The sequence below is a fragment of the Phyllobacterium bourgognense genome (genome assembly GCF_003337575.1).
GTDB classification, from domain to species: Bacteria; Pseudomonadota; Alphaproteobacteria; order Rhizobiales; family Rhizobiaceae; genus Phyllobacterium; species Phyllobacterium bourgognense.
Genome location: NZ_QPJM01000013.1, coordinates 138,695 through 151,831, shown reverse-complemented (window position 1 = coordinate 151,831; position 13,137 = coordinate 138,695). Strand labels below are relative to the sequence as shown.

Below are 13,137 nucleotides of genomic sequence, written 5' to 3'. Positions count from 1 at the left end.
CCTAAGGGCAACTTATGGGCGCATTCGGCAACCGCCAGCGGCGCCCCGCCCTCGTTGTGCCGGTATATAGACCCCACCCTATAAAACTGTCAACATCGATTTTGAAGAAATTGTGAAAAATATGACAGAGTCTTTTTGGGGTGTCATTTTAGCATGCAAAGTCGCGCCTTGCGGATAGCCGGCGAATTGAAATGTGAATGGACCGGCCACAAACATGCCCAAATCCCTGCATAGCGCTCGCTCCATGCCACACGATCAGTCCCATCCATCATTCTGCGCCACGCAGCATTTGCACAGGCTCAGCGGACCGCGCGTTGACATAGGCAAGCTGGGAGGGCAAAACTGCGTCCCAATCGATTTCATACCAGTACAAGGCTGGTCGGCAAGCGCCGAAAAACCTCATAAGCCCGCAGTCCATAACGGCGACAGGATCAACACTTAACAGTATGAACGAGTACGAGGGGCACTCATCAATCGATCCGGGCAACGAGCCGCCGTTGATTACGGACGGCCGTCGTGGCCCTCCGGATCGGCGCGAGATCTCGGCACGATGGCTCGCTGGCACCTTTCTTACTGGCATTACTTCGAGCATATTGATGGGAGTGGCCCTGTTTGCAGCGCTTGACGGCCGCGAACAGCTGGCAACTCCACCTGAATTGATGGCCGGCAACGCAATGCCTGCGCAGGGCGGCAATTCCGATGTCACCAAAGGCGCTCGCGTTGCCGCTACGACACCCATCCAGAAAAATCGCGACCGCCGGCGGCTCGACGTTTCTACGATGTTCAAGGATGGCGAGCGCGACGTCATTCGATCGATGCCGTTCGAATTCGTCCACATTGCACTTGCCGATGTCCACAACACGAATCGCCGATATCCTGCCTTCAATCCACTCGATGTGTTCGCGGAAGCCAATGAGGGCACGGACCCGACACCGAAAACCGGCCTGATCTACGGCGCCAAGGTGGAGAGTGAAGTCAGCCTCCGCACTGTAGATTTCCCCTTGGCCACGGCCCAATACGACCCATCCGATGATCTGAGTGTCGATGACGTGGAAGAGGTTGTCCGCAACACCGGCTCGCTTCTGACCGATGGAGCGATTCAGGTCGCTTCTCTCCATTACGTGGACCCGCTGCGATTTGGCACAGATGAGGATCCTTACAATCTTCGCAGTCCGCTTGCCGTCAAAATTATTCAGGAAAACGTTAGCGTCTCTCCCCGGCTGTCCGAAGACGCCGAGGGTGCTGGCTATTCGGAAGAACTCATTCCGTTCCGCAGTGACAAGAACATTCTGGCTGCGCTCAACGACGCCGGCTACGAGAATGGCGACGCTACGGGCATGTCAGACGCCATCGCCAAGCTCTTGAAGTCGCCGCGTTTGAAAAGCGGCAGCGTATTGCGGCTTGGCATCGAGTCGCGGAACAATACCGACAGGATCATGCGGGCCAGCGTCTATAGTGGAAGCACCCATGTGCTGACGATCGCCCTAAACGACCGCGACCAATATGTCCCGGGCGACGAACCGGAGATGACGCCGGGCCTGCAGGTCGCATTCGACGACAATCCCCCAGTCTCTCGCCGGACTGAAGATTTGCCCACGATCTATGACGGCATCTACCGCGCCGGTGTAGCCTATGGCATGACCGATTCGATGATCAAACAGCTGATCAGGATGCTTGCTTCCGACGTCGATTTCCAGTCGCAGCTTTCGCCCACCGATGAGTTGGAAGCGTTGTTCTCGCTGCCGGCAGGTTCGGAGAAGGCCGGCGACGATTCGGAAATTCTCTATGTTGCGGCCAATTTTGGCGGCGACCTGAAAAAATTCTACCGGTTCCACAGCAAGGACGGTAACACAGACTATTACGACGAGGATGGCAAGAGCTCCAAACAGTTCCTGCTGCGCAAACCGGTACCGAATGGCATCTTCCGTTCACCCTTCGGCATGCGCCGTCATCCTATCCTCGGTTATTCCCGCATGCACACGGGTGTGGACTGGTCAGCTCCGCGTGGAACGCCGATCATCGCAGCAGGCAATGGTGTCGTCGAACGTGCGGGGTGGACCAACGGCTATGGCAATCAGACGCTCGTTCGTCATTCCAACGGTTATGAGAGCAGCTACTCGCATCAGAATGCCATCGCCAGCGGCGTGGTCCCGGGTGCGAAGGTGCGGCAGGGCCAGGTTATAGGTTACCTCGGATCGACCGGGCTTTCGACCGGTCCTCATTTGCACTACGAGGTGATCGTCAACGGCTCCAAAGTCGATCCGATGCGCATCCGTCTTCCGAGCGGTGGTGAACTTGGCGGCGATGATCTGATCGCATTCAAGCGCGAACGGGAACGTATCGATGAGCTGCTTAAAGATGACGAGGCGAAGGGAACCAAGGTCGCTGCCAGCGGCTAGCGCAAAATCTATTCTGCGCTATTCCTGGAATTCGACTGTCACGCCCTTCTGCACGAGCTTCGACAGTTCCGTCGCGTCCCAATTGGTCAGGCGCACACAACCGTGGCTGTTGGTCTTGCCGATCTTTGACGGTTCGGGTGTGCCGTGAATCCCGTAGGTCGGCTTCGACAAGGCAATCCACACTGTCCCGACAGGGCCGTTCGGCCCCGGCGGTATCGTCAAAACAGAATTGTTCTCGCCCTGCTTGAAGTTGATTTTCGGGTTGTAGGTGTAATTCGGATTTAGAGCGACCCGCTCGACCTGCACGGTACCCGAAGGCGATGGCGTATCGGTCGACCCGATCGTTGCCGGATAGGCGACCACCAGCCGCCCCTCGGAATTGTATCCACGGACTTGCTTGCGTCCCTTGTCTGCGATGATACGCGTCACGGCACCGCCGGCATTTTGCCCGATATTTGCAACCTGAATGGCAACACCTGGCGTGTTGAAATCCACGCCCGGATTCATCTCTTTCAGATAGTTCTCGTCCATGTGAAACCGCTCGGCCAGCATTTCCGTCACTGATGTGAAGGCCATGCGCTCCAGTTGCGCCTTGTGGCTGTAATCTTCCGGGATGGATGCAACGAATGGGTAAGCCGCATCTTCGGATGTGATCGTATAGGACATGAACGCCGCACCGCCGGTCTGTTCCAGCGACGCATTGATGCCTTCTTCGTTGAGAGGATCGAACTGTTGTCCGGTCATTTCCTCGAAAGCGGCAACAGCCTTGTCGACATTGCCGCCCTTATGACCATCGATAACGCCCGGCGATACGCCGATCCTGTCGAGGAGAACCTGGATCGCGGCAATCTTGGCTTTAGCGCCCTGCCCTTTCGGCAATTCAATCGTCGGAGCCGGATTCGGATGGACAGGTATCTGCTCCTGCTGCGGAGCATCTGTCAGGCCATCACTGGGGACACCCGGTTCTACAAAGTTCGGATCGGTGGGTTGCAAATCCGATTCGCCATTGGCGGGTGGCAATGGTTCGCGGTTGATGCTGCCATAATCCTGTTCGGAAGGCAGTGCTGTGCCATAAGGATCATTTGAAATCGCGCCCGTGTCATAGGGGTCTTGCGGCGCATCGGGAAAATAATCCGTGCCCTCGTTCGATTGATTGTTTTGCGGCTCTTCTACAGCAACAATCCGCCCACGCCGGTCTACAGTAATTTTCCGGCCATACTCGTCAAAATAGGATCGGTAAGTCTGGCGACGCTCGCGCGGTTCGAACCATTGCGCAACGGTATATGACGCCTGATCGTTGGCGACGGGTACAGCGCTTTCGGCGGCTTGTGCGGTGAACGAAACAACAGCACCTGTTGAAGCAATCAGCAACATTCCAAACAATGAACAACGATAAGACGACATGCCTTCAGCTTCCGGTTTCTGCCACTAACTCGTCATTAACCATGACCGATTTTCCTGTCTTTATGGTTAATGAAGATAGGCTCTTATCGTTGCATTTATCGAATGAACGCGACGTGAAAATGGCCTGCCCACGCAGAACCTAAAAAATCGTTTTCGATTTTTCATAGGGTCTGCGCAGATTCAAAGTGTTGCTGCGTCCTTTGTGCGTCCGAAAGGACGCATGGCGCAGCAATGGCGGCCATCTCCTTTGTTTGCCGTTTTGCACAGGCGCACTTACGCGGCCTCGCTCTTTTCCCGTTCGGGAGCGGATTTGACAGGCTTGAAGTTCAGCCTGTCCGACCCGGCGGTGATCTTGACCGTGGAGCCATCCAGTATCTCGCCGAGCAGGATCTTTTCCGCCAGCGGGTCTTGCACCTCTTTCTGGATCACACGCTTCAACGGTCGCGCACCATAGGCAGGATCGTAGCCCTTCTCGGCCAGCCAGTTCGTTGCGTCCTCATCGATCTTCAAAACGATCTTGCGATCGGTCAGAAGCGATTGCAGATGCTGTAGCTGGATCGCCACGATCTTGCCCATCTCCTTGCGCTGCAGACGATGGAACAGGATGATTTCGTCCACGCGGTTGAGGAACTCCGGCCTGAACGATGCCTTGACGACGTTCATCACCTCTTCACGAACCTCCTCGACATCCTGGCCCTCTGACAGCCCGACAAGGTACTCGGCCCCGAGGTTCGATGTCATGATGATCAGCGTGTTGCGGAAATCGACGGTACGCCCCTGACCATCGGTCAAGCGGCCATCGTCAAGAACCTGCAGAAGGACGTTGAACACATCCGGGTGAGCCTTTTCGATCTCGTCGAAGAGAACCACCTGATAAGGCCTGCGCCGGACAGCCTCGGTGAGAGCACCGCCCTCTTCATAGCCGACATAGCCGGGAGGCGCGCCGATCAACCGCGATACCGAATGCTTTTCCATATATTCGGACATGTCGAGCCGGACCATGGCCGTCTCGTCGGAGAACAGGAATGAAGCCAGCGTTTTCGTCAGCTCCGTCTTGCCGACACCTGTTGGCCCAAGAAAGATAAACGAGCCGATAGGCCGGTTCGGATCCTGCAATCCTGCGCGCGCGCGGCGAATGGCTTTCGACACAGCCTGGACTGCTTCGCCCTGACCGACGACCCGCTTGGCCAGTTCATCCTCCATACGCAACAGCTTCTCCCGTTCGCCTTCCAACATCCGGTCTACCGGAATGCCAGTCCAGCGCGAAACAACCTGAGCTATATGATCCGGTGTCACGATTTCTTCGACCATCGAGGTTGAACCGTCATGCCGTTCAGCCTCCGCCAGCTGCTTTTCCAACTGGGGGATCGTCCCATAGGCGAGCTCGCCGGCCTTCTGGAATTCACCGTTGCGCTGGGCAGACGCAAGTGCATTGCGTGCATCGTCAAGCTGCCGCTTCAAATCGGCCGCATGGCCGAGCTTCTGCTTTTCAGCCTGCCAGGTATTGGTTATCGCGGTCGACTGTTCTTCCAGGTCGGCGAGTTCCTTCTCCAGCCGCTCAAGACGATCGCGGGATGCGTCGTCTTTTTCGACCTTCAGCGCCTCACGCTCGATCTTCAATTGCATGATACGCCGGTCGATCTCGTCCAGTTCTTCCGGCTTGGAATCCACTTGCATGCGAAGCCGTGCTGCGCCTTCGTCGATCAAATCGATCGCCTTGTCTGGCAAGAACCGGTCGGTGATGTAGCGGTTGGACAAGGTTGCCGCAGCAACAAGCGCCGAATCGGAAATTCGGACTTTATGATGCTGCTCGTATTTCTCCTTCAGGCCGCGCAAAATCGAGATGGTATCTTCCACCGTCGGCTCATCGACAAACACCGGCTGGAACCGGCGGGCAAGCGCCGCATCCTTTTCGACATGCTTGCGATATTCGTCGAGTGTCGTCGCACCAACGCAGTGCAGTTCACCGCGAGCCAATGCGGGCTTCAGCAGGTTCGAAGCGTCCATAGCGCCTTCGGCCTTGCCGGCACCGACAAGCGTGTGCATCTCGTCGATGAACAGGATGATCTCGCCATTTGCCGACGTGACTTCGGACAAAACGCCTTTCAGCCGCTCCTCGAATTCACCGCGATATTTCGCACCGGCAATGAGAGCGCCCATATCGAGCGCCATCAATTGCTTGTCTTTCAGTGATTCTGGTACGTCACCATTAACAATACGCAGCGCAAGGCCTTCGGCAATTGCCGTCTTGCCGACGCCCGGCTCGCCAATCAGCACCGGATTATTCTTGGTACGCCGCGACAGGACCTGAATAGTGCGGCGGATTTCATCGTCGCGTCCGATGACAGGATCGAGCTTGCCGGACCGCGCATCAGCCGTGAGATCGCGTGCATATTTCTTCAAGGCATCGTAGGTGTTCTCGGCTGAAGCCGAATCTGCGGTCCGCCCCTTGCGGATATCATTGATGACCGCATTCAGACCGGCAGCAGTGATACCCGCACGGCTCAATATGTCCGCGGTCTTGGCTGACTTTTCGATCGCCATCGCAGTCAGAAGCCGTTCGACAGTAACAAAACTGTCGCCAGCTTTCTGTGCGAGTTCCTCTGCAGTCGTGAAAATCTTGGCCAAGGGCTGGGCAAGATAAAGCTGGCCGTTGCCGCCCGTTACTTTCGGCAAAGCGTCAAGCGCTGCCTGCAAGCCAAGGCGCACATCTGCTATGCGCCCCCCCGCCCGCTCGATCAGCGATGCGGCAAGGCCCTCCTGATCATCGACCAGGACCTTCAACAAATGTTCGGGTGCAAATTGCTGGTGGTTGGATGAGAGGGCAAAGGTCTGTGCTGACTGGATGAACCCCCGGACGCGCTCGGTATATTTTTCAATGTTCATATGGTGTCTCCTTTTACCGACGACCCTTCAAGCGGCATCGCGCGGTGTGTTGGTGACGGGTCCCCTGCAAGAGGCAGACCCATTCGCTCGAAGCAGATATGGGAATATTGTCCGCAGCCTGCAAGATCGGAATTCCAGCTTTTGTTACTGCCTGTGACTTGTTGTTTTAGCACAAAAAGCCCCACCCTCGCCACGCCCTCCTCGGAGTCTGGCCATTGCTTGCATGCTGGGAAGACGGGCGGTCGTCGAAGCGCGTCGTTGTAGATAAGCAATGCGATCCGAAGACCGCCCGTCCGGCGTTTTTGACCCCGTCCGTTCTGCTGGGGAGGCCTCGGCTTTGGGTAAATTGCCCCTTTCGAAGTGCTCGTCCAGCACACGCCAGTCGTAGTACCGGCAGGGGAACCCTTGGACAGAACTTCCCCGGACAGCGGGCCCGTTACCCGCCATCGGAGGCGCCGATCCTCTCCCCACTTCGAACGGCTCCGGAAGCAGTTCCCCGTGGAAAGGACGGGGAGAAGGATAGCTCAGGTTTGGAGAGCGTGGATAAACAGCCACGATTATTTTTGTCTAAGGCTGCTGATTTGCCGGATGGCATTGCCGCTGTGCGTGGTTCGACAAACTCACCATGAGGGAGACGGGTGGGGCTGCAGAGAGCCAGGAACAGCAATGCCGATGCCTGTCATGACGCCTCCGGTTATCATGCAGCCCACCCGTCTCCCTCATGGTGAGCTTGTCGAACCACGCACAGCAGCATTGCCATCCGGCAAATTTTGTACCCCGGATCTGACACTTCTCAACAACAACCCGGAATCAAACCGCCACCCGCAGGCTTCCCCGCGAGTGGCGTAATTTTCGATCCAATCAGATCAATCAGGTCAAACGTCGGATTCGACCGCTGTCCGGCGCTTCTTCACCTCGGCAACGATGCCGGCAGGCGAAAGATCGTTGGCGGTATCCGGAGCACTTGCTTCAGCACCATTTTCCTCCGTGACGCGCGGCCGGGCTGGCCTGCGACCACGCGGTGCGCGGCGTGCTGGCTTTGCTTCGGCAGCCTCTGCCTCGGGTGCCGCCGCAGCGCCATTTTCAACCGGCTGGACCTGTGGCAGAGGTTGGGGTTGACGCTGGCTGACCGTGTCGTCGTCATAAACGACTTCGGCGGGCGTACCCTGAATGATTGGCTGTGGTCCGCTACCGTTGATCGGCTGATGCATCACACGTTCTGGCCGGTCTTGCCGGTCGCGGCGATCCTGACGTTCCGGGCGATCTTGACGCTCCGGTCGGTCCTGGCGATCTTGACGCTGTTGACGATCCTGGCGCTGCGAGAACTCCTGGCGTTCAGGAACCTCCTGACGATCGGTATCGTTGCCGTTACCGTTGCCATTGTTCATGCCATCGTCATCATAGCCGTTCTCATCGTCCTGATCCTGATCCTGATCATCGCGCTGATACTGGACAGGCGCCTGAGCCTGAGCCGCAAGAATGATTCGATTATAGTGCTCGGCGTGCTGGAGATAGTTTTCAGCCATCACGCGGTCACCGGCACTCTGTGCATCCCGTGCAAGAGTGGTATATTTTTCGGCGACGTGCTGAGCATTCCCCCGGATTTTGACATCGGGGCCGTTGCTCTCGTAGTTACGGGACAATGGGTTGGGACCTTTGCTGCGGTTATTATTGTTACCGCGTCCGCGCATGCGCCTATTCTGCTGTACTGGCCTCATACTTATCTCTTTTCAGAAAATCAGGGGCGCTAATTTGCTCACCATTTGAGTCAAAAAGCTTCGCTTCTCAAGTGCCGACCTGAAGCGCGCCCCGCGCTTCAATCGCATCCAAAGTTTCATAAAACTTTTGTGCTGCCGCAAAAACCATTTCCCCAAAGCTATTTCCGAAGAGAAATCAAACACCCGGAATTTCCGTATCAATCTCTTGATAGGCAGACCAGATTTGTTTCGGTTTAGTGCGGTACCCGGAAACTAGCCGTGTTCCAGCCAAATTCCAAGCCTTTTTTCAATCTTTTTACATTGGTGTGAATAAAAGTGCCCTTTCGCGCCCACCAATATCTCTCTGGACAGCAGCCAAAGCGAATTTTTCCTTTGAAAAGATCGCCTCGATATCACTGCGTTGCCCAAAACCGATTTCCAATGCGACCGCACCACCTTGCCTGAGATGCTGCCGGGAGTGCCCGGCAATGATTCGGTAGGGGGCGAGGCCATCCTGCCCGCCATCCAGAGCCCCGATCGGGTCGTGCAGCACAACTTCGCGTTGCAAGCCTTTTATATCGGCGGATGGTATATACGGCGGATTGGAAATAATCATGTCGAATGAGCCACTTATCTCGGAAAACCAATCCGAATGAAGGCCTGCAAAACGATCCGATACGCTGTTGATGTGGGCATTGTCACGCGCCGTATCAAGGGCACCCGCAGAAATATCGACGCCGACTGCGCGCAATCGGCTGAATTGATCAAGCAACGCCAAAGCTATGGCGCCCGTGCCGGTTCCAAGGTCGATCAGGTCCGCGACACCCTGCTCCTCGATACGCTGGCGCAGAAAAGGAATCGCGAGTTCCACCAGGGCTTCGGTGTCGGGCCTGGGCTCGAGTGTATCGGCGGAAAGCCCAAGTTCGATACCGAAGAAGGCGCGCTTGCCGATAATACGATGCACCGATTCGCCATTGATTCGCCGGGTAAGAACTGCGTGAAGCTGCGCAACGATCATCTGGTCGATCGGGAGGGCCGGATTCCGGATCGCCTCGAGCTGATCACAGCCGGTTAGCCATTCGACCAACAGCCGTGCGTCGAGATCGGCGGTTTCGAGTCCCGCTTTCGCTAAAAGAACGCGCGCTTCTCTGTGGACATCGGCAAGGCGCGTCCCATGCTCTACCATGGCGCTCAAAAGCTTTCGTTCATCTGGGCGAGCAACGCTGTCTGGTAGTCGGAGATCAGCGCACCGATGAGTTCATCGAGATCGCCTTCCATGATGCGATCGAGCTTGTAGAGCGTCAGGTTGATGCGATGATCGGTCACCCGCCCTTGCGGGAAATTATAGGTGCGAATGCGCTCGGAGCGATCACCCGAACCAACCTGGCTGCGGCGGGCCTCGGAGCGCTCGCTGTCCGCCTTCTGGCGCTGCATGTCGAACAAGCGCGAGCGCAGCACCTGCATGGCCCGGGCGCGATTCTGGTGCTGCGACTTCTCTGCCTGCACGACGACGATACCGGAAGGAATGTGCGTGATACGCACCGCCGAGTCGGTCGTGTTGACGTGCTGACCGCCCGATCCCGACGCGCGCATCGTATCGATGCGGATATCGTCGGGACGGATATCGATGTCGATTTCCTCGGCTTCGGGCAGTACGGCAACTGTCGCGGCGGACGTGTGGATGCGGCCACTCGCCTCGGTATCGGGAACGCGTTGCACCCGGTGTACGCCCGATTCGAACTTCAGCTTGGCAAAAACGCCCTTGCCCGAAACCATGGCGATCACTTCCTTGTAACCGCCGGCCTCGCCGTCGCTGGCCGATATCAGCTCGACGCGCCATCCGTTTGCGGCCGCGAAGCGCTCATACATGCGAAACAGGTCACCGCCGAACAGCGCTGCTTCGGAACCGCCGGTACCGGCGCGGATTTCGAGGATGGCGTTGCGCTCGTCGGCGACGTCTTTCGGCAAAAGGAGGACCTGGATATCCTTCTCCAGTTCCTCGACGCGCTCCTCGATGTCGGGCAGCTCGGCTTCCGCCAGTTCACGCATGTCCTTGTCGGTGGTGCCGTCATCGAGCATTGCTTGCAACCCTTCCGCTTCACTGCGTGCAGCGAGCAGATCGCGGATCTTGGCGACCACGGGCTCAAGCTCAGAATACTCCGAAGCCAGCCTCACATAGGTTTCGGAATCAGGATTGCTCGCCATCTGCGTCTCCATCATGGAGAAACGCTTCAGCAGCTGATCCATACGATCCTGCGGAATAGAACTCACTCAAACCTCACAATGGGACGCCAGCTCGCTCTGCGAACTTGGTCAGGACATGGCGCAACGACCCGGTTTCGCCGTGATTGTCGATCGCATCGGCGAGTTGCGCGGTAAGTTCTGCCACATCGACAGTGCCGAGCATGGCCTTGATCGGGCCGATCGAAGCGGGCGACATCGAGATGGAGCGATATCCAAGCCCGATCAGCGCCATGGCAGAAAGCGGCTTTCCCGCCATTTCACCGCACAGCGTCACGTCCGTGTTGTTGCGGTTGCCGGCATCGGCGATCTGACGCAACACCCGCAAGAAGGGCACCGACAGATTGTCGAACCGATTGGTGATGATCGAATTGCCGCGATCGACGGCCATGACGAATTGAAACAGATCGTTCGAGCCAACCGAGACAAAATCCACCACCGACATCAGTTCGTCGAGCTGCCACAGCAACGATGGCACCTCGACCATTGCTCCGATCTTGACACGCGTCGGCAGATTGTGGGCGAAGCGTGACAGGTGCTGCACCTCACGATTGATCAGTTCGCTGGCCTTGCGCACTTCTGCCACTTCCGTGACCATCGGCAGCATCAGCCGGAGTTCGCGCCCACCGGCCGCTTTCAAAAGCGCGCGAACCTGCGTACGCAACAGGCCCGGGCGATCGAGCGTCAGGCGGATCGCCCGCCAGCCCATGGCCGGGTTTTCTTCATTGGCATCGCTGCGGAAATAGGGCAGCACCTTGTCGCCGCCTATATCGAGCGTCCGGAATGTCACCGGCTTGTCGCCAGCGGCATCCAATACGGAGCGATAGAGCCGCTCCTGCTGTTCGGCACGCGGGAAAGTCGAGGCGACCATGAATTGAAGTTCTGTACGGAACAGGCCGATACCGGCAGCACCAGCTTCCACCAATTGCGGCAGGTCGACGAGCAGACCGGCATTCATCAGGAGCGAAATATGCACTCCATCCTTCGTCATCGACGGCTGGTCGCGCAATTCCCGGTAAAGCGCCTGACGCTTGGCGCGGAACTTGACCTTCTCGGTGTAGGCGGCTTCCACGTCCGACTGCGGCCGCAAATGAACGCGGCCATCGTCACCATCGACGATCACAGCGTCGTTGTTTTCGGCCATGGAGACGACGCCCTTGACCTGCCCGGCAACCGGGATGCCCATGGCGCGGGCTACGATCACCACGTGGCTGGTCGCGGCACCATCTTCGAGCACAAGACCCCGCAAGCGTTCGCGCGGATAGTCGAGGAGCTCTGCGGCGCCCATCGAGCGTGCGATGATGATGGCGTCCTTGGCGAGGGAACCCGCCATGGTCTTGACGTCCCGGCCCATCAGCTGGCGCAGCAAACGGTTGGCGAGGTCGTCGAAATCGCTCAGCCGCTCGCGCATATAGGGATCTGTCAGATGCATCATCCGGGCGCGGGTATCGCTTTGCACCTTTTCAACTGCGGCTTCCGCCGTCAGGCCGTTGCGAATTGCCTCTTCGAGACGCCGCACCCAACCCGTATCGTGTGCGAACATGCGATAGGCTTCGAGCACCTCGCGATGCTCGCCCTCGAAGGCCACATCGCGGCGCGACAACATGTCGTCGATCGAAATGCGCAATGAACCGAGCGACGTTTCGAGCCGGTCGATTTCCGTGTCGATGTTTTCGTTGAATAGGTTTGTGACGACAATACGCGGCTCATGCAGCACGACGTGCCCGAGGCCCACGCCATCGTTGAAGGCGCTGCCACTGAAGCTCATGGGCTTGCCCATGTCGAGTTCGACCCCAGGCCGCGCAAGCCGCGTCAGACTGCCGGCGGCAACCATTTCCGCCAGCACCATGGCCGTCGTTTCGAGCGCTTCGACCTCATCCTCGCGATAGACGCGTTTTGTCCGGTTCTGAACGACGAGGACGCCCAGGGTGCGCCCTGCCCGGAGGATCGGCACACCAAGGAATGAATTGTAGACCTCCTCGCCCGTCTCCGGCAGATAGGCGAAGGCCGGATGCGTCTGCGCGTCGGTCAGATTGAGCGGGCGGGCGCTCGCTGCGATGGTGCCGACGAGGCCCTGTCCAAGACGCAATTGCGCCAGATGCACTGCAGACGGGTTCAAACCTTCGGTCGCGTAAAGTTCCAGGACACCGTCGGAGCGAAGCACGTAGAACGAACACACCTCCGCAACCATGTTCTGCGCAATATCGCGAACGATCCGGTCAAGCCTCTCCTGCGGCTCAAGCGCCTCCGCCATCAATTCGCGAAGACGCTTCAGCATGACACGGGGACCTGTTGTCTGCTCGCGCGTTGGCACTGGGGCCCTTTCTCCATAAGAATACCGGCAAGACCGGATGGCCTCACCGCATTCGAGTGATCATGTCAGCCAGCGACGCGGCCGACAAACATTTTCTTGATTCTAGGTCGTGAACTCATAAATCTGATGGAAATGGTATGAGGCCATCTTTTCGGATACAAGGAGCAAAGGCGATGGAAATGTTTTTCCATTTTCG

General features: G+C 57.6%; 7 protein-coding genes. 1 reads left to right on the top strand and 6 read right to left on the bottom strand.

The features are described from left to right. Nucleotides 1-446: 446 nt before the first annotated feature. Entirely contained in the window at nt 447-2,399 is a 1,953-nt protein-coding gene (locus tag C7476_RS20295) for a M23 family metallopeptidase (protein ID WP_114431676.1), read from the top strand. Nucleotides 2,400-2,417: 18 nt separating this feature from the next. On the opposite strand, the gene C7476_RS20290 is transcribed toward C7476_RS20295, so the two are convergent. The 6 genes from C7476_RS20290 to ptsP form a co-directional block, all read right to left on the bottom strand. Then, nucleotides 2,418-3,803, bottom strand: a complete 1,386-nt coding sequence (locus C7476_RS20290; protein WP_114431675.1) for a L,D-transpeptidase — start codon at nt 3,801-3,803, stop codon at nt 2,418-2,420. 273 nt (nt 3,804-4,076) lie between these two features. Then, the gene (gene clpB, locus C7476_RS20285; protein WP_114431674.1) at nt 4,077-6,689 is read right to left on the bottom strand and encodes an ATP-dependent chaperone ClpB; all 2,613 of its coding nucleotides are present in this window, start codon (nt 6,687-6,689) and stop codon (nt 4,077-4,079) included. A gap of 875 nt (nt 6,690-7,564) precedes the next feature. Continuing rightward, entirely contained in the window at nt 7,565-8,407 is an 843-nt protein-coding gene (locus C7476_RS20275; RefSeq protein WP_114431672.1) for a DUF4167 domain-containing protein, read from the bottom strand. A 295-nt stretch (nt 8,408-8,702) separates the two neighbouring features. Beyond that, nucleotides 8,703-9,572, bottom strand: a complete 870-nt coding sequence (gene prmC / locus C7476_RS20270; RefSeq protein WP_114431671.1) for a peptide chain release factor N(5)-glutamine methyltransferase — start codon at nt 9,570-9,572, stop codon at nt 8,703-8,705. Nucleotides 9,573-9,577: 5 nt separating this feature from the next. Continuing rightward, a complete protein-coding gene (gene prfA / locus C7476_RS20265) occupies nt 9,578-10,633 on the bottom strand; it encodes a peptide chain release factor 1 (protein WP_425374013.1) in 1,056 nt (351 codons plus the stop codon). A gap of 31 nt (nt 10,634-10,664) precedes the next feature. Beyond that, the gene (gene ptsP / locus C7476_RS20260; RefSeq protein WP_112532269.1) at nt 10,665-12,905 is read right to left on the bottom strand and encodes a phosphoenolpyruvate--protein phosphotransferase; all 2,241 of its coding nucleotides are present in this window, start codon (nt 12,903-12,905) and stop codon (nt 10,665-10,667) included. Nucleotides 12,906-13,137: the final 232 nt, after the last annotated feature.

Excerpts from the sequence above, each read along its gene's own strand:
- prfA (WP_425374013.1), bottom strand. The coding sequence starts at position 10,633 with ATGGATCAGCTGCTGAAGCGTTTCTCCATGATGGAGACGCAGATGGCG.
- C7476_RS20275 (WP_114431672.1), bottom strand. The coding sequence starts at position 8,407 with ATGAGGCCAGTACAGCAGAATAGGCGCATGCGCGGACGCGGTAACAAT.
- clpB (WP_114431674.1), bottom strand. The coding sequence starts at position 6,689 with ATGAACATTGAAAAATATACCGAGCGCGTCCGGGGGTTCATCCAGTCA.
- C7476_RS20295 (WP_114431676.1), top strand. The coding sequence starts at position 447 with ATGAACGAGTACGAGGGGCACTCATCAATCGATCCGGGCAACGAGCCG.
- ptsP (WP_112532269.1), bottom strand. The coding sequence starts at position 12,905 with ATGCTGAAGCGTCTTCGCGAATTGATGGCGGAGGCGCTTGAGCCGCAG.
- C7476_RS20290 (WP_114431675.1), bottom strand. The coding sequence starts at position 3,803 with ATGTCGTCTTATCGTTGTTCATTGTTTGGAATGTTGCTGATTGCTTCA.
- prmC (WP_114431671.1), bottom strand. The coding sequence starts at position 9,572 with ATGGTAGAGCATGGGACGCGCCTTGCCGATGTCCACAGAGAAGCGCGC.